Source organism: Streptomyces sp. NPDC055099 (assembly GCF_053607685.1).
On record NZ_JBSGUA010000003.1, the window covers coordinates 174305 to 195710 of the forward strand.

At 71.7% G+C, this 21406-nt stretch carries 19 protein-coding genes; 10 read left to right on the forward strand and 9 right to left on the reverse strand.

What is annotated here, in order from left to right; genetic code table 11:
- Nucleotides 1–143 precede the first annotated feature (143 nt).
- Nucleotides 144–1958 carry a coagulation factor 5/8 type domain-containing protein gene (locus ACWFRU_RS08775; protein ID WP_453685408.1) on the reverse strand — a complete coding sequence of 605 codons (1815 nt, stop codon included), beginning with the start codon at nt 1956–1958 and terminating at the stop codon, nt 144–146.
- 430 nt (nt 1959–2388) lie between these two features.
- Between ACWFRU_RS08775 and ACWFRU_RS08780 the strand changes: the two genes are divergently transcribed.
- A complete protein-coding gene (locus tag ACWFRU_RS08780) occupies nt 2389–3441 on the forward strand; it encodes a LacI family DNA-binding transcriptional regulator (protein WP_453685409.1) in 1053 nt (350 codons plus the stop codon).
- Nucleotides 3442–3468: 27 nt separating this feature from the next.
- On the opposite strand, the gene ACWFRU_RS08785 is transcribed toward ACWFRU_RS08780, so the two are convergent.
- The 6 genes from ACWFRU_RS08785 to ACWFRU_RS08810 all read right to left on the reverse strand — a co-directional run bounded on the left by ACWFRU_RS08785 (nt 3469) and on the right by ACWFRU_RS08810 (nt 9541).
- The gene (locus ACWFRU_RS08785) at nt 3469–3957 is read right to left on the reverse strand and encodes an ATP-binding protein (RefSeq protein WP_453685410.1); all 489 of its coding nucleotides are present in this window, start codon (nt 3955–3957) and stop codon (nt 3469–3471) included.
- 8 nt (nt 3958–3965) lie between these two features.
- Nucleotides 3966–4829 (reverse strand): MEDS domain-containing protein, encoded by an 864-nt coding sequence (locus ACWFRU_RS08790; RefSeq protein WP_453685411.1) that lies wholly within the window; start codon nt 4827–4829, stop codon nt 3966–3968.
- A gap of 207 nt (nt 4830–5036) precedes the next feature.
- Nucleotides 5037–7031: an ABC transporter permease gene (locus ACWFRU_RS08795; RefSeq protein WP_453685412.1), complete on the reverse strand. Its 1995-nt coding sequence runs from the start codon at nt 7029–7031 to the stop codon at nt 5037–5039.
- A 197-nt stretch (nt 7032–7228) separates the two neighbouring features.
- Nucleotides 7229–8035 carry a molybdate ABC transporter substrate-binding protein gene (gene modA / locus ACWFRU_RS08800; RefSeq protein ID WP_453685413.1) on the reverse strand — a complete coding sequence of 269 codons (807 nt, stop codon included), beginning with the start codon at nt 8033–8035 and terminating at the stop codon, nt 7229–7231.
- A gap of 165 nt (nt 8036–8200) precedes the next feature.
- Entirely contained in the window at nt 8201–8608 is a 408-nt protein-coding gene (locus ACWFRU_RS08805) for a TOBE domain-containing protein (RefSeq protein WP_451211184.1), read from the reverse strand.
- A gap of 150 nt (nt 8609–8758) precedes the next feature.
- Nucleotides 8759–9541 (reverse strand): arylamine N-acetyltransferase family protein, encoded by a 783-nt coding sequence (locus ACWFRU_RS08810; protein WP_453685414.1) that lies wholly within the window; start codon nt 9539–9541, stop codon nt 8759–8761.
- A 107-nt stretch (nt 9542–9648) separates the two neighbouring features.
- Between ACWFRU_RS08810 and ACWFRU_RS08815 the strand changes: the two genes are divergently transcribed.
- The 6 genes from ACWFRU_RS08815 to ACWFRU_RS08840 all read left to right on the forward strand — a co-directional run bounded on the left by ACWFRU_RS08815 (nt 9649) and on the right by ACWFRU_RS08840 (nt 14987).
- Nucleotides 9649–10803: an epoxide hydrolase family protein gene (locus ACWFRU_RS08815; RefSeq protein WP_453685415.1), complete on the forward strand. Its 1155-nt coding sequence runs from the start codon at nt 9649–9651 to the stop codon at nt 10801–10803.
- Between the two features lie 122 nt (nt 10804–10925).
- Nucleotides 10926–12179: an enterochelin esterase gene (gene fes, locus ACWFRU_RS08820; protein ID WP_453685416.1), complete on the forward strand. Its 1254-nt coding sequence runs from the start codon at nt 10926–10928 to the stop codon at nt 12177–12179.
- A 118-nt stretch (nt 12180–12297) separates the two neighbouring features.
- Nucleotides 12298–12678 carry a cell division protein SepF gene (locus ACWFRU_RS08825; RefSeq protein WP_160507707.1) on the forward strand — a complete coding sequence of 127 codons (381 nt, stop codon included), beginning with the start codon at nt 12298–12300 and terminating at the stop codon, nt 12676–12678.
- Between the two features lie 144 nt (nt 12679–12822).
- On the forward strand, nt 12823–13989 hold the full coding sequence (locus ACWFRU_RS08830; RefSeq protein ID WP_453685417.1) for an ATP-binding protein: 1167 nt from the start codon (nt 12823–12825) through the stop codon (nt 13987–13989).
- Nucleotides 13986–14309, forward strand: a complete 324-nt coding sequence (locus ACWFRU_RS08835; protein ID WP_453443289.1) for a nucleotide pyrophosphohydrolase — start codon at nt 13986–13988, stop codon at nt 14307–14309. The genes ACWFRU_RS08830 and ACWFRU_RS08835 overlap by 4 nt, the downstream gene beginning before the upstream one ends.
- Nucleotides 14310–14504: 195 nt before the next feature.
- Nucleotides 14505–14987 carry a DUF6099 family protein gene (locus ACWFRU_RS08840; protein ID WP_453685418.1) on the forward strand — a complete coding sequence of 161 codons (483 nt, stop codon included), beginning with the start codon at nt 14505–14507 and terminating at the stop codon, nt 14985–14987.
- 32 nt (nt 14988–15019) lie between these two features.
- Here ACWFRU_RS08840 and ACWFRU_RS08845 read toward each other — a convergent pair whose 3' ends face one another.
- Both ACWFRU_RS08845 and ACWFRU_RS08850 read right to left on the reverse strand, forming a co-directional pair.
- Nucleotides 15020–15247 carry a hypothetical protein gene (locus tag ACWFRU_RS08845; protein ID WP_453685419.1) on the reverse strand — a complete coding sequence of 76 codons (228 nt, stop codon included), beginning with the start codon at nt 15245–15247 and terminating at the stop codon, nt 15020–15022.
- Nucleotides 15248–15529: 282 nt separating this feature from the next.
- A complete protein-coding gene (locus tag ACWFRU_RS08850) occupies nt 15530–16453 on the reverse strand; it encodes an LLM class F420-dependent oxidoreductase (RefSeq protein WP_453685420.1) in 924 nt (307 codons plus the stop codon).
- 184 nt (nt 16454–16637) lie between these two features.
- Between ACWFRU_RS08850 and ACWFRU_RS08855 the strand changes: the two genes are divergently transcribed.
- From ACWFRU_RS08855 to ACWFRU_RS08865, 3 genes are all read left to right on the forward strand, one after another.
- On the forward strand, nt 16638–17090 hold the full coding sequence (locus ACWFRU_RS08855; RefSeq protein WP_453685421.1) for a cold-shock protein: 453 nt from the start codon (nt 16638–16640) through the stop codon (nt 17088–17090).
- Nucleotides 17091–17212: 122 nt separating this feature from the next.
- Entirely contained in the window at nt 17213–18775 is a 1563-nt protein-coding gene (locus tag ACWFRU_RS08860; RefSeq protein WP_453685422.1) for a 3' terminal RNA ribose 2'-O-methyltransferase Hen1, read from the forward strand.
- Complete coding sequence (locus ACWFRU_RS08865; RefSeq protein ID WP_453685423.1) at nt 18772–21393, forward strand: polynucleotide kinase-phosphatase; 2622 nt, start codon at nt 18772–18774, stop codon at nt 21391–21393. Before ACWFRU_RS08860 ends, ACWFRU_RS08865 begins: the two co-directional genes overlap by 4 nt.
- Nucleotides 21394–21406 lie beyond the last annotated feature (13 nt).

A 21406-nucleotide genomic window follows, 5' to 3' on the forward strand; every position in this document is an offset into this window, starting at 1 on the left:
CTTCGAGCGTAGCGCCCGAAGGGCCGGATGCCTCCCCCGAACCGGGTCGGGCCCGGACCCCGCGGGCCGGCGGGAGCCGCGTCACCGACGACGCGGCGCCCGCCAGAGTCCTTCGTGGTGCCTGGGTCAGGACGCCGGCCCGTTCAGGGGAAGGAGACCACCGTGGACGGCACGGTGTTCGAGCCCGACGTGGGAGCGCCGATCGCGTTGATGACGTGCGCGTACTGACCCTTGCCGCCGAGCGAGACGACGAGCAGGTGATGGAACTTCACGCCCGGCTTGTTCGGCGCCGCGAAGCCGTGTTCCTGCACGATGGTCGGGTCGACGTTGTAGAAGCAGTAGCTGCCCAGGCCCCAACCCTCATGGGTGTTGACCGAGTCGGCGACCTTGTAGGCGGCGAAGCCCCGCAGGCTGCCGTTCTGGATGGCTGCCTGGTTGGGGGCGTCGTACGCCTTCTCGTTCTGGTAGAAGATCGTGCGCCCGCGCTCGCCGTTCCACTGCACGTCGTACTTGTTGAAGTGCTCTACGAACAGGCCGGTCGCAAGGACGTCCGCGCCGTTGACGACCACGCCGTAGTCGGCCCGGTTGGTCTCCCAGCCCACGCCGTCGCCGTGGTCGGCGCGCCAGACCCAGGTGTGGTCGACGATGGTGTGGCGGCTGTTGACCACCATGCTGGTGGTGGCCTTGCCCGCGCCCGCGCCGCCGATGCGGATGAACACGTCCTGGACGGTGGTCGGGTTGCCGACGTGCGAGTTCTTCGCGCCCGCCGGGCCGATCTCGACGAGCGTCCTGGAGTTCTGCGGCCCGGCGTCCACCAGGAACCCGGCGAGCCGCACCCCGTCGACGTCGGAGGTCTTCACCGCGGTGACCCCGTTGTCCGGGATGAGGGTGGCGTAACCGATGCCGAGGACCACGGAGTTGGCCCGCTTGACCTCGATCGGCCGGTCGAGGTGGTAGATGCCGGGGGTGAGCAGGAGGTGCAGCCCCTGGGCGAGGGCCGCGTTGAGGGTGGCCGCGCTGTCGCCCGGCTTGGCGACGTAGAAGGCGGAGAGGGAGAGGGACTGGCCCTGCGGGGTGCCGTGGCCCCAGCTGGTGCCGCGGGCGTTGGTGCGCAGGGCGGGCAGGAAGACCTTGTACTCGGCGCCGTCGAGGTAGAGGAAGGGCTTCTCGCGGGAGTACGGGGTGTTGTTCAGGGTCGTGTAGGGCGGGTTGGGGAAGGAGTCGCCGGGCGCGCCCTCCACCCCGGAGAACACCATGTTCCACACCGCGTTCAGCCAGCCGCCGATCGAGCTGTCGCGGGTGTACCACTGCTGCTGGGAGTACGGCTGGACGGTGCCGTCGATGCGGCTGTCGGCGATGTAGCCGCCGCTGGCCCAGCCGTAGCCGTCGGGGGCGAGGTTCAGGTCGCCGCGGATGTGCATGCGGCGGAAGGGGGCGGCCTGGGAGACCGCCCAACGGTTGGCGCCGCTGACCGGGGAGAGGGAGAGGTTCTCCGCCGAACGCCAGAAGTTCTGAGTGGCGTTTCCGTTGAACCAGCCCGCGTCGACGGTGACGTCGCCGTTGAAGTGGGTGTCGTCGGGGGAGAGCCCCAGGCCCATGATCGAGGTGTAGAAGCCGATCTGGGCGTTGAGACCGCTGTAGTTGCCGGGCTTGAACAGCAGGGCGTAGCGGTCGGTGCCGAACTGCGCCGACTCCTGCTTCCTGAATATCTCGTCCAGCTTCCCCTGGATGCCGCCGGTGGACGGATCGAAGACGATGACGTTCGGACCGAAGTCGGGGGCGAAGGCGTTCGCGGGCCGCGGGCGGCGGGCGGCGGGGGCCTGCGCCGGGGGCGCGTCGGGGGCGGCGACTGCCTGGGAGGCGAGCATCCCGGTGGCCGGGACCGCCAGAGCGGCGGCCAGGGCGGAGCGGCGGGAGAGGGTGGATCTCGCGGCGGGCGCAGGCTGGTGCTCAGACATGGCACGTCCTTCTGTCGGCTGGGCGGTTGGCACGCTGAGGTGCTGAGGTGCTGAGGTGCTGTTGGTGGGGGCGGCGCCGCTCCGGATCGATGGGGCGGAGCGGTGCCGTGCGCGGTCGGTTCAGATTCCGGACTTCGTTCAGAGATTCGTTCAGAACCTGAACGGTGATCGCTGAGAGAGCGCTCTCTCGCGTTGGATAGTTGTGTCTGGGGCAAGGCGCGTCAAGGGGGTGCGCACGATGTCGCGTCGACTGGACGGGCAGAAGTCAACTAGGTGCACGTGTGGGCAAGTTGGCGCCAATCGCCCGTACGTGAGTGATATGTCCGGTGGTGGAGTGGTGCCCCCAACGGCCGTTGCCGCCAGCGGACTTGCCCCCGCATCAGGCAAGGAGAGCCGAACGCCCACCCACCCCGGTTGCTATAAAGACCCCGTGACTGCCGACGCCCCGCGCCCCGCCCGCCCCGTGACCCTGGAGGACGTGGCCCGGGCGGCGGGGGTCTCGCGCGCCACCGTCTCCCGGGTCGTGAACGGAGCGCCCACCGTCGACCCGGTGCTGCGCCGCCAGGTGGAGGAGGCGGTCGAGGCCACCGGCTACGTCCCCAACCAGGCCGCCCGCTCCCTGGTGACCCAGCGGACCGACTCCATCGCCCTGGTCGTGTCGGAGCGCGAGCGCCGGCCGGTCGAGGCTCCCTTCGTCGGCCGGATGTTCACCGACCCCCACTTCGGCAGGGTGGTCGGCGGCCTTCTGGACGTGCTGCGCCCGGCCGGGGTCCAGCTGGTCCTGATGCTGGTGGACGACGACACCTCGCGCCGCCAGTTCCTCTCGTACCTGCGCCAGGGGCATGTGGACGGGACGGTGCTCGTCTCCTCGCACGCCTCCGATCCGCTGCCCCGGCTGCTCGCGGAGACCGGGCTGCCCGCCGTGCTCGCGGGACGCCCCGCCCAGACGGTTCCGCTGCCGTATGTGGAGGTGGACCAGCGGGCGGGGGCACGGCTGGCCGTCGACCGTCTGGTGGCCGGGGGCCGCCGCGCGATCGGCAGCGTCGCGGGACCGCAGGACATGCCGGCCGCCCAGGAGCGCCTCCAGGGTTTCCGTGACGCGCTGGCGGCGCACGGCATCACCGAAGCGCCCTGGGCGGAGGGCGACTTCACCCGGGTGGGCGGCGCCGAGGCCACGCGGCGGCTCCTCGCCGAACGCCCGGACCTGGACGGTGTGTTCGTCGCGTCGGACCTCATGGCGCAGGGTGCGCTGCAGACCCTCCTGCGGGCGGGCAGACGGCTGCCGCTGGACGTGGCGGTGGTCGGCTTCGACGACAGCGAGGCCGCCGACGCGTGTGAACCCGCTCTGACCACGGTCCGGCAGCCGGTGGAGGAGATGGCCGCCGAGATGGCGCGGCTGCTTCTGGGGCGGATCAAGCGGCCGGGGCGCGCGCCGCTGTCCGTGGTGTTCCGTCCGGTGCTGGTCGAGCGGGCGTCGGCGTGAGGGGTGGCGGTTGTGTGGGGTCGGGTGTCAGGACAGTAGTGCTACCAGCGTTACCGTGGTTCCGGCCGGGCAGACCGTGATGTCGACGCGGTCCGCGAGGGCCTGGGCCAGCCACAGGCCCCTGCCGCTCTCGGCCTCGTCGCCGTCGGGGAGGGCCGCCGCCGTGCACGGCTCCGCCCTGGGCAGCCCCGGGCCGCTGTCCCCGATCACGCACCGCAGGCCCTCGGCCGTGTGCGCGAGATGGATGCGGCCCTTGCCGCCGCCGTGTACGACGGCGTTGCTGGCGACCTCGTGCACGGCGAGCACGAAGTCGCTGAGCCGGGGGTCGCAGAGGCCCGCGTCCTCGGCGCGGCGGGTGACCAGGAATCGCAGACGGGCCAAGTCGGCCATGGTGAAGGGGAGTTCCAGGAGGGTCGTCCTGCCCGGTGCCGGGGTGAGGGTGGCGTCGATGTGCTCCCGGTGCGGGGCCGGGTCACCGCCGTTGTCGTCGTTGCCGATGCCGCGGTTGAGGATCACTTCGCGGATCACCCTTCGCCCAAGACCAGTTGAGGCACTTCGAGGGCTCCGCAGAGCCGCATCACTCTGTCCTGCTCGGGCCGTGAGCGGACCGCCAGCAGGTGGTCGCGGGGCAGCCCGCCCGCGAGCCGCACCAGCGTCGACGCGGCGTGTACGTCCATGAAGCACAGCTCGGAGAGGTCGAGCAGGTGCGGACGGTCCGGGCCGCTCAGGGCGCGCGCGAGCGCCGAGTCGAACTCCTCGCGCGTGGCGAGGTCGGCGTCTCCGGCGACCCGCAGTTCGGTGCCGATCCGGGCGATGTCCAGGGCGCCGAGGTGGCGCAGTATCTGTTTGGGGTGGGCGCGGCAGACCCGGTCCAGGAGGTCCTCGTCGAACTTGCGCCGGTCGTACTCGCAGAGGGCGGTGAACCCGATGTCGGCGAAGAGCGGGGAGAGTCCGCTCTCGTACTCGACCAGGAGATCCTGGTCGACGCCCGGGTCGGTGGCCCACCCCATGTCGCCGACCGCGCGGATCCCGGAGAAGCCGTCGTGGCGTGCTTTGTCGGTCAGCTCCACCCAGGTGGCCGCGCGTTCCACGGGGTCGAAGCCGGTGACCGGATCGAACCCCGGGACTTCGTTGACCACGACCAGGCGGCCGTCCATGAGCGCGGACCCCAGCGGAAATCCGCCGGCGCTGAGCTGCTCGGCCGCGACGGCGGGTGTGGTGGCACGGTCGGTGAAGAACACCACTTGCTCGCCGCGCGACAGGCCGATGTCGGCGTACGCGGCACGGAGTTCCCAGCGGGTTTCGTCGTCGTCGAATCCGAGGCATGCGTGATCCCCGGAATTCAGACGGGTGACGGAGACCGTCCTGGTCACAGAACTGGCATCCATGGGGCAGACCCTAGGGTCCGCGCGAGGCGGCGCGGCCGTGGTGATCACTGTTGACTGAAGTCGTTCCAATCGCTCGACAACTCGATAGTTCATTGCGCGGCGCGATTGCGGGAGTCGATGATCCCCGCATGGTTTCGACTCCTCCCGACGGCCGCGCCGGAGTCGACGCCGCCCTGGTGAGGCGTGTGGTCGCCGCCCACGGCCGCCTCACGTGGGCACGACGGTGACCTCCGTCGCCTTCACGCTGGTCCACACCCGCGTGCCGTCGGCGAGGCCCAGTTCGGCGGCGGCCTGCGGGGTGATCTCGGCGACGAGGTCGGGGGCCTGGGGCGAGGTGATCAGGAGCCGGAGCCTGCTGCCGCTGGTGGTGATCTCGCGGATGGTGCCGGGCCAGACGTTGCGGGGGCTGCCGGTGGGTCTGTCGCGGTGCACGGAGACCGCCTCCGGGGCGATGATCGCCAGGGCCTCGGTGCCCGGCGGCAGCGGGTCGGCGATCACCAGGGTGCCTCCGCCGGGCAGAGCGAGCCCCTCGGGTCCCGCGGTGCCGGGCCAGGCGTTGCGGCCCAGCATCCTGGCGACCCAGGGGGAGCGCGGATGCCGGGTCACTTCCGCGGGCGCCTCGTCCTGGAGGGCGAGCCCCTGGTCCAGTACGAGAACCCGGTCGGCCAGGGACACCGCCTCGACGGGATCATGCGTGACGATCAGGCAGACGCCGCCGAAGGAGGCGAGGTGCGTGCGCAGGGTGTGGCGCACGTGGGCCCGGGTGGTCTGGTCGAGGGCGGCGAGCGGTTCGTCCAGCAGGAGCAGCCGGGGCCGGGCCGCCAACGCCCTTGCCAGCGCCACCCGTTGGGCCTGACCGCCGGAGACCTGCGCCGGTTTGCGGTGCGCGAGGTGTCCGACGCCGAGCCGGTCGAGCCACTCCTGGGCGCGCCGCCGGGCCTCGGCTCGCGGGACACCCAGGGCGCGCGGTCCGTACGCCGTGTTGGCGAGGGCGCTCATGTGCGGGAAGAGGGCGCCGTCCTGCGGGACCCAGGCGACGTGGCGGCGGTGCGGCGCAAGCCCTGTCACGTCGGTGTCGCCGAGCCTGAGCTCGGCGTGGGCGCGCGGGGTGAGGCCGAGGAGCGCGCGCAGCAGCGTGGTCTTGCCCGCGCCGTTGGGCCCGACGACGGCGATGGTGGTGCCCGGCGCGGCGTCCAGGATGAGCTGGTTGAAGCCGGTGACCTCGGCGTGCAGGGACCACTGCTCCGGCGACGGGGAGGGTGACGGGGGCGCGGGCGGAGGCTGCGATTCGACCGCCGGGGTCTCCGGTGCGAGGGCTGGGGGAAGCGCGGGCGAAGCCGCCTCCTGCGGCGACCGTTCGTATCGCCCCTTGCGCCGGTCGCCCGGAGTGCCCATCCAGCGGCCGCGCAGCGCGACGAGCACCGCCATGGCGATGGCGAGCAGCAGCAGCGACACGGAGGTCGCGGCCTCGGGGGAGTCCTGGAGCAGCAGGTACACCTGGAGCGGGAGGGTCTGGGTGGTGCCGGGGAGGTTGCCCGCGAAGGTGATGGTCGCGCCGAACTCGCCGAGGGCCCGCGCCCAGGTCAGGGCGGCTCCGGCGATGAGCCCGGGAGCGACCATGGGCAGCGTGACGGTCCGGAACACCCGTACGGGCGAGGCGCCCAGGGACGCCGCGGTCTCCTCGTAACGGGGGCGGAGTCCGCCGAGCGCGCCTTCGAGGCTGATGACGAGGAACGGCATCGCCACGAACGTCGCGGCGACCACCGCGCCGGACGTGTGGAACGGCAGGGTGATCCCGAACGTGTCCTCGAGCCACTGCCCGAGCAGCCCGCGCCGCCCGAAGGCGAGCAGCAGGGCGACGCCGCCCACGGTGGGCGGCAGCACCATCGGGAGCAGCACGAGGGAACGTACGACCGCCTTGCCGGGAAAGTCGACGCGGGCGAGCAGCCAGGCCAGCGGAACCCCCAGCAGCAGCGAGAGCACCAGCGCCCAGAGGGAGACGACGAGGGACAGTTGGAGTGCCTGCGTGGTCCCCTCGCTGGTCAGATGGGCCCCGAGTTCGCCCCATTCCGTACGGGCGAGGATGCCGATCAGCGGGAGCATCAGGAACGCGACGGCGAGCAGCGCGGGGATCGCGAGGGCGATCGGGGTGCGGGGGCCGGTGGTGCGGGGGCCGGCGGTGCGGCCGCGCAGGCGTTTCATCGTGGTCCCTGGGGTGCGCGCGGGTTGGTTCGCGTTGGTTCGCGAGGTGAGGGGGCGTCAGGGGCGGTCCGGGAGACGGCCGGACCACCCCGACCGGGGAGGCGGTCGGCCCCCTCACCTCGGCGGGTGCGGCTCCATCCTGCCGGGCGATGTCGTCCTCTCCCGGCAACGTGGGGCCACGGCTTTCCGAGCGGTGGCTACGGCTTCTCGAAGCCCGCGCCCCGCAGGATCTTCTGCGCGGCGGGCGTGGAGAGCCATTTCACGAACGCGGTCGCGGCCTCCGCGTGCTCCGAGGTCTTCAGGGTGGCCGCGGGGTACGCGGCGATCGCGTTCTCGCCGTCAGGGATCTTGACCGCGTCGACCTTGTCGGCGGCGGTGGCCGCGTCGGTCTTGTAGACGAGCCCGGCATCGGCCTCGCCCAACTCGACCTTGCTGAGGACCGCGCGGACGTTGGGCTCCTGCGAGACCGGTTTCACGTCGACGCCCTGGTCGTCCAGGATCTGCTTGCCGTAGCGGCCGACGGGCACCTCGGACGCGGCGAGGACGACCTTCAGCTTGCTGTCGGAGAGGTCCTTCAGCTCGGTGACCTTCTTCGGATTGCCCGCGCCGACGGCGATGACCAGGCGGTTCTTGGCGATGACGGTCGGCTTCCCGGTGTCGGCGCCGAGCCCGTCCATGGTCTTGGTGTCCGCGGTGACCAGGGCGTCGGCCGGGGCGCCCTGCTTGACCTGGGCGGCCAGTTCCTGCGAACCGGCGAAGGAGAAGTTGACCTTCGTGCCCGGGTGCTCCTTCTCGTATTCGGCACCCGCAGTCTTGAAGACATCGGTGAGCGAGGAGGCGGCGAGCACGGTGAGATCGGCTTTCGGGGCGGCGGCGCCCGCGGCCTCCTTGCCGCTGTCGTCCTTGCTGTTGTCGTTGCCGCAGGCGGCGAGCGGGACGAGCAGGGCGGCCGTCAGCGCGGCGGCCGCGGCGCGGCGCCGGACGGGCGTGAGAGCTGGGGACATGAGCGTGAACTCCTAGAAGCCGGGCCGGCGGCGCGGTCCGGCCCGTGGTGGTGGAGGTGGACCGGGACCCGGGGGTGCGGATCAGTGGCGGGCCCTGGCGTGCGGATCAGGGGCGGACCCCGGCCTGCGGAGACCAGGGGCGGACCCCGGCCTGCGGACCAGGGGTCAGGTGCGGTCGATGTGCACGCTGGTGGACTTCACGCGGGCGGTCGCCTGCATGCCGACCTCCAGACCGAGCTCCTCCACGGCCTCCCGGGTCAGGAGCGAGACGAGCCGGTGCGGACCTGCCTGGATCTCGACCTGGGCCGCGACATCGCCGAGCTTCACGGCGGTGACGATGCCGGGGAAGGCGTTGCGGGCCGAGGTGTACGGCACCTCTTCCTCGCCGCCCGCTCCTTGTGTCTGCCCCTGCGCGACCTCGACGGAGAACGCGGCGAGATCACGGCCGTCGATGAGCCGACGGCCGCCTTCGTCCCGGTGCGTGGCGACCCGCCCGGCGTCCGCCCAGCGACGAGCGGTGTCGGGACTGACGCCGAGCAGGCGTGCCGCCTGGCCGATGGTGTAGGACTGCATGCGCGACACGATAGGCCGCATCACCTGGCATCTACAACACTTCTGGGCGTTCCTCCATGGCAGATGCGGCAGCGTTGGAGGAACGGTCAAGGGGAGAAACGGTTGATGGGGGAAACGGTCGATGGGAGGAACGGTCGATGGGAGGAACGGTCAAGAGGTCTCCCGCACCCGTGGCACCTCCTTGAGGGCGATGCCGAAGTGCGTGGCGTACGCGTCGAGCACGTCGGCGTCCGTGGCCAGTTCGGCGGTGTGCCGCTCCCCGGCCTCCGTCGTCGTGAGGGTGCGGCCGCTGAGGGTGATCCGTCCGGCCTCGGTGAGCATCGAGCAGACCAGCGACCGCGTGAAGTGGGACCGGGGCGAGGTGCGGTGCCACCAGGCGCCGGACGTGAAGTCACCGAGGGCGCGCGGGCGCGGGTCGACCACGTACTGCGCCTTGCCGTCCCTGCTGACGTCCAGGTCGCCCTCGGGGGTCCCGGTGATGCGGAAGACGCCGCCTGGGTCCTGCTGGTCGCCGCGCTCGCCGTAGGCCAGCGGGAAGTGGCTGTGCGTGCCGAAGCCGACGTCCGCTAGCAGGTCGTCGCCGTCGGAGGTGCGCACGCGCAGCGCGAGGTGGTCGTAGGGGACGCCGGGCCGTCCTTCGCCGTCGTACACCCGGGCCTGCAACAGGGTCACCTCGAAGCCGAGCGCGGTGAGCAGCGCGGCGAAGGCGCCGTTGAGTTCGTAGCAGAAGCCGCCGCGGCGGGCGCCGACGACCTTCGCGACCAAGGAGTCCTCGGTCAGGTCGATGTCCTCGCCGAGGTGGATGGAGAGGTTCTCGAAGGGGACGGCGCGCAGGTGCGCGAGGTGCAGGTCGTGCAGGGCCCGCGTGGTGGGAGCGGCGGGGCGCTCGGCGCCGATGCGGCGCAGGTAGGCATCCGTCGTATCAAAATCCATGGGCAGATTCTTGCGTGTCGCGCATCATGGGCGCCTGCCCCCGCCGCGAAGCCGTCGCTGCGGCGCCGCGGCGCTGGGGTGCCCCTGATCCCGTATCGAAGGAACCAATGCCGGCCGACCCCGTACCCTTCCGGACCTCCGTCTCCGACGACGTACTGAACGACCTGCGCACGCGCCTCGAACGCACCCTTTTCACGCAGCCCTCCGACTCCACGTACTGGGCGGCGGGCGTCGACCCCGGCTACCTCCGCGAACTCGTCGCCTACTGGGCGGACGGCTTCGACTGGCGCGCCGCCGAGGCCCGGCTCAGCGCCTTTCCCCAGTACGTCGCCGAAGTCGCCGGACGGCGCGTGCACTTCGTACGTCTGCGGGGCCGTCGCCCCGAGGGCGCCCCCGCGCCGCTGCCGCTGGTCCTGAGCCACGGCTGGCCGAGCAGCTTCGTGGAGATGCTGCGGGTCGCGGAGCGCCTGGCCGACCCGGGCGCGCACGGCGGTGACCCGGCCGACGCCTTCGACGTGGTGATCCCCTCGCTGCCCGGCTTCGTCCACTCCGAGCTGCCGCGCGAGCCGTTCACCCGCAGGGGCGTCGCCGAGATCTGGCACGAGCTGATGACCGAGACGCTGGGCTACGAACGCTTCGGGGCCTTCGGCGGAGACATCGGCGGCGGGGTCACACAGTGGCTCGGCGCCCTCTATCCGCGGACCGTGGCCGGGGTGCACATCACCTCCGCCGTGATCACGGAGCAGTTCGACGCGGAGCCGCCGACCGCCGAGGAGCGGTCGTATCTCGACGCGCTGGCCGCGTACGACGTGGGAGACCAGGGCTACAGCGAGATCATGTGCACCCGTCCGGACACGATCGCCGCGGCCCTGATGGACTCGCCGGCGGGACTCGTCGCCTGGATCGCCGACAAGTACCGCGACTGGAGCGACTGCGGCGGCGATCTGGAGGCCCGTTGGGACAAGGACACGCTGCTCACCGTCGCCACCCTGTACTGGGCCACCGGCAGCATCGGCTCGTCCTTCCGCCAGTACTACGACTACCCCCGGAACAAGCCGGTGCCGCCCATCACCGTCCCCGGAGCCATCACCCTCAGCCACGAACCGGCCTACGCGGACTACCCCAGGAGCCTGGCCGAGCGCGCCTTCACCGACCTGCGCCACTGGAGCACCCCGAAGCGCGGCGGGCACTTCATGGCGCACGAGGAGCCCGAGCAGGTGGCCCGGGAGCTGCGGACCTTCTTCCGGCCGCTGAGGAGCTGATCCGGCCCGCCCGGCGGTGCTCCCCGCGACCCCATGCGACTTAGGTTAGGCTTGGCTAAGTTGATGTTGTCGTGGGCTGGGCCAGGAAGGCGGGGAACGATGCGGGTCCTCTTCGTGTGCGGATGAGTGTCACCACGGGGGTGTACGCGGCCGACGCGGCGCCCCGCCGAATCGCGGGCGCCGTGCCCCTCGTCGAACGCGCGGCCACCCGTGCCGCTGAGGCCGACGAAGCAGGACGTACCGCCGTCCTGGAGGAGTTCTGGGCGGAGGCCGCGAGCCGTGGCACGCCCCTGGTCGAGGCGCTCGACGATGATCCGGACCACCGCGCCGTGACGTTCCTGTGGCGGGGTCACCGCGCCACCCGGCAGGTCCTGCTCGTCGCCGAAGGCATCACCGACCGTGCGGACCTCGCCGCGTCCCGGCTCGGCCCGCTGCCCGGCACGGACATCTGGCACCTCACCCACCGCCTGCGCGCCGACCACCGCGGCTCGTACCGCATGGCCGCCGACATCTCGCCCGGCGAACCGCCCGCGTCCGCCGAACTCCTCCAGCGGCGGCTGCTCTCCCTCTCCGCGCACGCCGCGCCCGACCCGCTCAACCGCCGCAGGATGCCGGGGCGTTGGCCGGACCGCGACTTCTCCGTGTACGAACTCCCGCGGGTGCCCGCCCCGCCCCAGGCCGGACGGCCCGCCGGTGTGCCCCGCGGAAGTGTCGAGCGGCACCGGCTGCCCGCCGGGGTGCTGGGCGCCGAGCGGGACGTGTGGGCGTACCTGCCGCCGCCGGGCGGTCCGAGGGTCGAACTGCCGGTGCTCGTCCTGAACGACGGCGACATGTGGTTCGGGCGGCTCGGCTTCCAGGACACCCTGGACGCCCTCGTCGCCGAGGGCACCGTGCCGCCGCTCGCGGTCCTCGCCCCGGACGCCGTCGACCGGGCCACGCGTACCCGGGAACTGGGCGCGCACGACAGCCATGTGCGTTTCCTCGCCGACGAACTGCTGCCGTGGGCGGCCGGCCGACTGCCCCTCACCACCGACCCCGCGCGCACGCTCGTCGCGGGCCAGGGCCTCGGCGGACTGACCTCCCTGTACGCGGGGCTCCTGCGGCCGGAACGGTTCGGCAACGTCCTGTCCCAGTCCGCGCCCGTATCGGGTCTCGACGCCAGCGCCTCCCGGCCCGTCGGTGCCTCCCGGCCCCTCACCGTGCGCCTGGACGTCGGACTGCACGAGAAAGAAATTCTTGATCATCATCGCGAGCTGTACGAGGCCCTGCGCTCGCGCGACTGCCGGGTGACCCTGAACGCGTACAACGGCGGTCATGACTGGGCCTGTTGGCGCGCCGGTCTGACCGAAGGGCTTGTGGGACTCCTGGGACACTGACCCGCCGGCACTGGCACACTGGTTCGCTCGCTCCGTGTCGCTGTTGGGCTGAACGGGTGAGGTCGCGTAAGAATGAGCCAGTGCAGATATCGAGTGCGAGCCAGGACGGGGTGGAGCGTTGAACAGCCACGACGTCACCGATGAACAGTGGGAAGGGCTCGCCCAGGTCGTACCGCTGCGCAGCCGCAACGAATGGCCGTCCTGGCCCGGCCACCGTGCGATGCCCGACGCGGAGACCGAGGCGCGGCGGCGATTTGTGGTGATGCGGGTGAACATCTTCGCGGACGCCCGCGAGGTCGCAGAGACCGTGATGGCGCAGATCCCGGTCCTCCTCGACCTGACCGGGGCGGAGACGGAAGTCGCCAAGCGCGTACTGGACTTCAGCAGCGGCGTTGTCCTCGGCCTCGGCTGCGGGATGCACCGGGTCGACAAGAACGTCTTCCTCCTCGCGCCGCCCGGCACCGAAGTGCAGGGGCTTGTCGCGGCGGCACAGTCCTAGCGGACGCAGCGGACGTAGGGGAGGGCGCAGGGGGCGCGGGGGAGGACACAGGAGTTCGGCGGCCTCCGCGCGGAATCCCTCATTCGTAGGAAGGTCACTTGGACGGAACGGTTCACCAGAGCCGTGTCCGCCTACCGTCCGGACATGACTGTGCACCTCCCGGAGGCGGGCGCCGAGCCACCGTCGGGTCCGGACCGGAGCCGCGTCACCGAACTGCGTCTCTCTGCCTTCGCCTCGCACCGGAGCGCCGTGTTCCCGCTCGGGCCGCTGACCCTCGTCGCGGGGCCGAGCGGAAGCGGCAAGACCACCGCGCTCGCCGCGTACGAGGCGCTGGCGAGGCTCGGTGCGGGCGAGGAACTCGTCGACGTCTTCGCCGATCCCGTGGCCTGCGTGCCCGACCGCGCACGGGGCGACGGACAGCACCGGCGCGGTTTCCGCATCGGCTGCACGGTCGACGGTCCCGTCGGGGCGGTGCGGCTCGATGTCGCGGTCCAGGCCGAGCCCGAACTGCGCGTCGTGGGCGAGCGGCTGACCCGGGGCGGGCTCACGCTCCTGGAGACGGCGCTGCGTGACCCGGGGCGGCGGGCGGTGCAGGCCGCCTGGCACACGGCGGGCATGACGCCGGTGACGCGCGGTCCGCTGCCGGACGACCGGCTCGGCACGGCGCTGCTGCCGCTGCGGGTCGCGGGCAAGACCGAGGGGCAGCGCCTGGTGCTCGCCGCCGCCGAGCAGGTGGTGGTCGCGCTGCGCTCGGTGTTCCCGTGCGCTCCCCGGCCCGGCCTCATGCGGCTGCCCGTGCCGCCCGGACTGATCGGCGCGGGGCGCCTGTTGAGCGGCTGCGACAACCTCGCCGAGGTGCTTCTCCGTACGCGGCAGGAGTGCGGCCACCGGCACGCGCGGCTGGTGAGCGCGGTACGGGCGGGGTGCGCGGGGCCGGTCGCGGACGTCTTCGCGGAGGTGGCCGACGACGGGTCGGTCCATGCGCTCATCGACCGGGGCGGCGGCATCAGATCTCCCGTCGGGCGGCTCGGGGACGGCGAGTTGCGGTATCTGGCGCTGGCCCTGGTGCTGCTCACCGGGCCCGGGGTGCTGGAGGTGGACCCGGTGGCCGAGGTGCCGTCGGTGTACCAGAGCCTCACCGTGCTGGCCGACGGACTCGACCACTTCCTCGACCAGCGGCAGAAGCGCGCACTCGCCGAACTGGCGTCGGGCACCTGCGAGCGCGGCCACATCCGCCTCGTCGGGACGGTGAGCGACGCGTCATGGGGCGCGCTGGTGGGCGGGGCCGCGATGGTAGACCTGGGGGCGTGACGGAACTTGATGTAGCGGGACTGCAGCGCAGGCTGGCCGACTTCGCGGCGAAGCGGGACTGGGAGCAGTACCACACGCCGAAGAACCTGGCCGCCGCGCTGAGCGTGGAGGCCTCCGAACTGGTCGAGATCTTCCAGTGGTTGACCCCCGACGAGTCGGCGCGGGTGATGGAGGACCCGGAATCGGCGCACCGGGTGACGGACGAGGTCGCCGACGTGCTGGCCTACCTGCTGCAGTTCTGCGAGGTGCTCGGCATCGACGCGCTGGCGGCGCTCGACGCGAAGATCGACCGGAACGAGCGGCGTTTTCCCGCGGGGTGAGTGCCGTGCGCACAGATCTATGGTGCGTAGATTTGTCACTCTCTGGAGTGGACGCATTGTCCACAGTCGATAACTTGTCCACAGATTTCCTGGTTGCTCTGGCTTTTCGTCCCGCTGGCACTCACTCTGGGTAGTGAGCAAGGGAGTTCGGGCGAACGTGCGGTGGGTGTGCGCGCGGGATGGGTGGGGGTGCGCATGGAGGCGATGCGGCTCATCGAGGCGAGCAGGCACGCACTGGCGCGGAGCCAGGACCCCTTGGACATCGTTGCCGAGGTGTGGCAGTCCCAGGCCCTCGCGCAGGCGATCGGCAGCCGGCTGGCGATCGCGGGGCCTCCGGAGTTACGAGGGGAGGCGCTCGGCCTGAGCGAGGTCGGCGGCAGGGGCTTTGGGGTCCTGGTCACCCCTGGCCTCGGGACGGAGGGCATCCGGGCGGCGCGGCTCACGGTCATCGGCCAGGCGCACGAGGTGCTGCGCGGGCTCGACGAACTGCTCGGCGATGTGGGGATCGCGCTGGTGGGTGTGGCCATGGGCGCGGACGACGAGGGGGTGTACTGGCAGTGCATGGAAGCGATCGACGCCGCCGACGAGTCGAGGGACCGGGTGCTCGAGATGCTGCGCAGGCTCGCGGTGCGCGAACAGAGCCTGCCCGAGCCCGACTCGGCGGCGGGGTCGCCATGATCCGGGGTCGTGCCGGGGGAGTCCCGGTGCCGTCAGAAGCGGTGGGGCTCGTCGCCCGCCGGGGGACGAGAGGCGGCGGGCGTGGTGCCGTCGGCCGTCGTGGACTGCTGCAGATCCGCGTCGAGCTGCGTCAGGTCCGCGTTGAGCGCGGCCATCAGCTCCTCCATCTGCTGGAGCAGGCCCTTGGGGGGTGGGCCATGCTGCTCGGGCACGGACGGTTCGCGCGCGGCCTCCTGCTCGGGTACGGCTTCCTTGGACATGGCGGCCTCCTCGGCCCTCGCCCTCCAGGTGGTGGAGGGCAGCTGATGCGAGCGACGCACCAGCGGCTGCCCCCGGCGCGGGTGCCGGGCGGTCCGGCTCCGCCCGAGCCAACGATCATCCGCGGTGGCGGGTCACTGGGGCGGGGCCACACCGGATGCCTGGTTGACGGAATTTCACCCGGCCGGGGCGGCACGCGACCGCGGGGGCCGGTGGAGTTGACACGAGCGCGGCAGGGGCCGACTCCACCGGCACGGCTCGACCCAGGGGCGGCCGCGGCGCGGTCAGGTCAGCTGCGACATGACCTGCGAGGAGATCAGCTCCAGGTGGTCGAGGTCGTCCAGGTCGAGGATCTGGAGGTACATGCGCTGCGAGCCGACGGCCTGGTAAGCGGCGATCCTCTCCACGACCTCGGCCGGGGAGCCCGCCAGCCCGTTCGCCTTCAGGTCGTCCACCTCCCGTCCGATGGCGTCGGCACGGCGCTTCACCTCCGCGTCCGTCTTGCCGACGCAGGCCACCAGGGCGTTGGAGTACGTGAGTTCGTCGGAGTTGCGGCCGATCTCCTCCGCGGCGGCGCGCACGCGCTTGAACTGCTGCTCGGTATCGGCGAGAGAGGCGAAGGGAATGTTGAACTCGCTCGCGTAGCGGGCCGCGAGGGCGGGTGTCCGCTTGGCGCCGTGGCCGCCGATGAGGACGGGCACCTTGGGCTGCGCGGGCTTGGGAAGAGCGGGGGAATCGGAGAGTTGGTAGTAGGTGCCGTCAAAGGTGAAGCGCTCGCCGACCGGGGTCTCCCACAGGCCGGTGACAATGGCGAGTTGTTCCTCCAGGCGGCCGAACTTCTCCTTCGGGAAGGGAATTCCGTACGCGGCGTGCTCGGCCTCGTACCACCCCGAGCCGAGGCCGAGCTCGATGCGGCCGCCCGACATCTGGTCGACCTGCGCGACCTGGATCGCGAGGACGCCGGGCAGCCGGAAGGTGCCAGCCGTCATCAGTGTGCCGAGCCGGATGCGCCGGGTCTCACGGGCCAGTCCGGCGAGGGTGATCCAGGCGTCCGTGGGGCCGGGAAGACCGTCGGAGGAGCCCATCACGAGATAGTGGTCGGAGCGGAAGAAGGCGCTGTAGCCGAGGTCGTCGGTGGCCTTGGCGACGCGGAGGAGCGTGTCGTAGGTCGCACCCTGCTGCGGTTCGGTGAAGATTCGAAGGTCCATACAGCCATCTTGCCCGGACGGCCGATGCGGTTTCAGTCGTCCGTGAGCCGTGTTGCGGCGGGTCGCCCCAGGCACGTGAGGGGCCGCGCGGCCGTGTGGCGCGGGGGCCCGGAGGCTAGGCTTCGGCACTGGTTGTCCGGGCGAGGGGCCCGGGGACGGTGTCGCGGTGGGGGTTGGGGACGAGATGGTCGCTGGCAGAGTTGTCCGGTTCGACGGCGCGCGGGGGTACGGGTTCATCGCCCCGGAGCATGGTGGGGAGGACGTGTTCCTGCATGCCAACGACCTGCTGATCCCGGAGCCCTTGGTGCACACGGGGGCGCGGGTCGAGTTCGAGATCGAGGAGGGTGAGCGCGGGCCCAAGGCGTCGTCCGTCCGGCTCCCCGCGGGGGCGCAGGCGCATACGGCAGCGCCGTTCGCGGGCGGCCGGGCCCAGGTGCCGCCGTCCGTCCAGGCGTCGGCCGCCGGGTTCGACGACGGCGAGGAGCCGACCTGCGATGTGCTCAGCGTCGCGGAGTACTCGTTCGAGGTGACCGAGCTGCTCCTTGAGGCGGCTCCGTGGATGACCGGGGAGCAGATCAAGCAGCTCCGCGAGCACCTGGTGCAGCACGGCAGGAGCCACGGCTGGGCGGAGGGCTGACGGGTCACGAGGGGGCGAAAAACCCCTGAGTGAGTCAGTGGTGTCCGCTGTACGGTCTAGAGGCGCGCTGGAGCCGCAACCCGTAAGTTTCCGCAGTTCAGATTGCGTTTCGAGGCATACCCGTGTTCCTGACGATCAGTACCTCCGGTACCCCTGACAGCCCCGCGACCGACCTCGGGTTCCTGCTGCACAAGCATCCCGACAAGGCGCAGCGTTTCTCCACGTCGTACGGCACCGCGCACGTCCTGTACCCCGAGGCGTCCGTGGAGCGTTGCACCGCCGCGCTGCTGCTTGAGGTGGACCCCGTGGCGCTGGTGCGGCGGGGCAAGGGGAAGGGGCGGGGCGGGGCACCCGACGCCGCGCTCGCGCAGTATGTGAACGACCGGCCCTACGCCGCTTCCTCGCTGCTCGCCGTGGCCCTGAGCGCGGTGTTCTCCAGCGCCATGCGCGGGGTGTGCAACGCGAGGCCCGAGCGGGCGAGGCAGCCGCTGCCGCTGCACGTCGAGGTGCCCGCGCTGCCGGCGCGTGGCGGCGCGGACCTGGTGCGCAAGCTGTTCGAGCCGCTGGGCTGGACGGTCACGGTGACGCGCGTGCCGTTGGACGAGCAGTTCCCCGAGTGGGGCGACTCGCGGTACGTCCACCTCGTACTCGACGTGCCCGACGGGAAGTTGACCCTCGGGGAGGCGCTTCGGCACCTCTATGTCCTCCTCCCGGTGCTCGACGACGCCAAGCACTACTGGGTCTCACCGGACGAGGTCGACAAGCTGCTGCGTGCCGGTGAGGGCTGGCTCGCGGACCACCCCGAGCAGAAGGTCATCACCAGCCGCTATCTGGCGCGGCGCTGGTCGCTGACCAGGGAGGCCATGCACCGGCTCGAGCTGGTGCGGCTCGCCGACGCGGACGACACGGATGTCGACGCCCTCGACAACGCGGTCGACGACGTTGTCGACGAGGCGGCCGATGGCGAGGGCGCCGAGCCGGACGCCGAAGAGGGCGCGGACAAGGCCGTACCGCTCGCCGTGCTGCGGCGTGAGGCGATACTCGCGGCGCTGGCGGCGGCCGGGGCCGGGCGCGTGCTCGATCTCGGGTGCGGGCAGGGCCAGTTGGTGCAGGCGCTGCTCAAGGACACCCGGTTCACCGAGATCGCCGGTGTCGATGTGTCGATGAGGGCGCTGACCATCGCCTCGCGACGGCTGAAGCTCGACCGCATGGGAGAGCGGCAGGCCGAGCGCGTCAAGCTCTTCCAGGGCTCGCTCGCGTACACCGACAAGCGGCTCAAGGGGTATGACGCCGCCGTGCTCAGCGAGGTCATCGAGCACCTCGACGAGGAGCGGCTGCCCGCCCTGGAGTACGCGGTGTTCGGCTCGGCGCGCCCGCGCACCGTGCTCGTGACGACGCCGAACGTCGAGTACAACGTCCGCTGGGAGACGCTCCCCGCCGGGCATGTCCGGCACGGCGACCACCGGTTCGAGTGGACGCGCGAGGAGTTCCGGGGGTGGGCCGGCCAGGTCGCCGAACGGCACGGGTACGGGGTGGAGTTCGTGCCCGTCGGGGACGACGACCCCGAGGTGGGCCCGCCCACCCAGATGGCCGTCTTCACCCAGACCGACCAGACCGACAAGACCGTCCAGGCCAGCAGGGCCGACCAGACCGACAAGAACGCGAAGGAGGTGCAGGCGGCATGACGAACGAAACCAGCGACAGCACCAGCGCCGGCACCAGTACAGCCGCCGCTCACGCGGGGCGGGTGCTGCCCGTCACCGATCTCTCCCTCGTCGTCCTCGTCGGCGCCACCGGCTCCGGCAAGTCCACCTTCGGCCGCAAGCACTTCAAGCCCACCGAGGTGCTCTCCAGCGACTTCTGCCGCGGCCTCGTCGCCGACGACGAGAACGACCAGGGCGCGAGCCGCGACGCCTTCGACGTGCTGCACTACATCGCGGGCAAGCGCCTCGCCGCGGGCCGGCGCACCGTCGTCGACGCGACCAACGTGCAGAGCGAGAGCCGCAAGCAGCTGATCGAGCTCGCCAGGCAGTACGACGTCCTGCCCATCGCCATCGTCCTGGACGTGCCCGAGGAGGTCTGCGCCGCGCGCAACGCACAGCGCGCCGACCGGGCCGGCATGCCCCGCCGCGTCATCCAGCGCCACCAGCGCGAACTGCGGCGCTCGCTCAAGCACTTGGAGCGCGAGGGGTTCAGGAAGGTCCACGTCCTCAGGGGAGTGGCGGAGGTCGACCACGCCACCATCGTCACCGAGAAGCGCTACAACGACCTCTCACACCTCACCGGCCCCTTCGATATCATCGGCGACATCCACGGCTGCGCCTCCGAGCTGGAGACCCTGCTCGGCAAGCTCGGTTACGTCGACGGCACGCACCCCGAAGGGCGTACGGCCGTGTTCGTCGGCGACCTCGTCGACCGCGGCCCGGACTCCCCGGGCGTGCTGCGCCGCGTGATGTCGATGGTCGGCGACGGCACCGCCCTGTGCGTACCGGGCAACCACGAGAACAAGCTCGGCCGTTACCTCAAGGGCCGCAAGGTCCAGCACACGCACGGACTCGCCGAGACCGTCGAGCAGTTGGAGGCCGAGAGCGAGGAGTTCCGCGCGAGCGTGCGCGAGTTCGTGGACGGCCTCGTCTCGCACTACGTCCTGGACGGGGGCAAGCTCGTCGTCTGCCACGCGGGCCTGCCCGAGAAGTACCACGGGCGCACGTCGGGCCGGGTGCGCTCGCACGCGTTGTACGGCGACACGACCGGTGAGACCGACGAGTTCGGCCTGCCCGTGCGCTACCCGTGGGCGGAGGACTACCGCGGCAGCGCCGCCGTGGTCTATGGCCACACCCCCGTGCCGACCGCGACCTGGCTGAACAACACCATCTGCCTGGACACCGGCGCCGTGTTCGGCGGCAGCCTCACCGCGCTGCGCTGGCCGGAGCGCGAGCTGGTCGACGTACCGGCGGAGCGGGTCTGGTACGAACCGGCCAAGCCGCTGCGCACCGAGGCTCCCGGCGGTCACGACGGACGGCCGCTCGACCTGAACGACGTGCACGGCCGCCGCGCCGTGGAGACCCTTCCCCTAGCTCTCAACTCCGTTCGAGCAGGGGAGACCCCAACCGCGGGACGAGTCGCCGTGCGCGAGGAGAACGCGGCGGCGGCGCTCGAGGTCATGAGCCGGTTCGCCGTCGACCCGAGGCTCCTTCCGTACCTCCCGCCGACGATGGCGCCCACCGCGACATCGCAGCGTGAGGGCTATCTGGAGCACCCGGCCGAGGCCTTCGCGTCGTATGCCGGTGACGGGGTCGGCCGGGTCGTGTGCGAGGAGAAGCACATGGGCTCGCGCGCCGTGGCCCTGGTGTGCCGCGACGCGGACGTGGCCCGCGAGCGCTTCGGTGTGGACGGCCCGACCGGCTCGCTGTGCACGCGTACGGGCCGCCCCTTCTTCAACGACGCGGAGGTCACCGAGGAGATACTCGGGCGCGTGCGCACCGCCGTCACCGAGGCGGGCCTGTGGCAGGAGCTGGACACGGACTGGCTGCTGCTCGACGCGGAGTTGATGCCCTGGTCGCTGAAGGCCTCCGGTCTGCTCCGCACGCAGTACGCCGCCGTGGGTGCCGCGTCCGGAGCCGTCTTCCCCGGCGCGATCGCCGCCCTGGAAGCGGCGGCGGCGCGCGGGGTGGAGACCGGCGGACTCCTGGCCAAGCAGCGGGAACGAGCCATGGACGCAGCCGCGTTCACGGACGCCTACCGCCGTTACTGCTGGCCGACCGAGGGCCTGGAGGGCGTGCGTCTCGCGCCGTTCCAGATCCTGGCCGTGCAGGGACGCAGCCTCGCCGCTCTCCCGCACGACGAACAGCTCGGCCTGATCGACCGCATGGTGGAGCACGACGGTACCGGGCTCCTCCAGACCACCCGGCGGCTCTATGTCGACACGGGCGACGAGGCGTCGGTCCAGGCAGGCATCGACTGGTGGCTGGAGATGACCAGCCGCGGCGGCGAGGGCATGGTCGTCAAGCCGGTCGAGGCGCTGGTCAGGGACGCGAAGGGCAGGATCGTGCAGCCCGGCATCAAGTGCCGCGGACGCGAGTACCTCCGGATCATCTACGGCCCGGAGTACACCCGCCCCGACCACCTCGACAAGCTGCGGGGCCGCTTCCTGGGCCACAAGCGCTCGCTGGCGATCCGGGAGTACGCCCTCGGGCTTGAGGCCCTGGACCGCCTCGCGGCCGGTGAGCCGCTGTGGCGCGTGCACGAGGCGGTGTTCGCGGTCCTGGCCCTGGAGTCGGAGCCGGTGGACCCGCGTCTCTAGCCGACGAGACCCG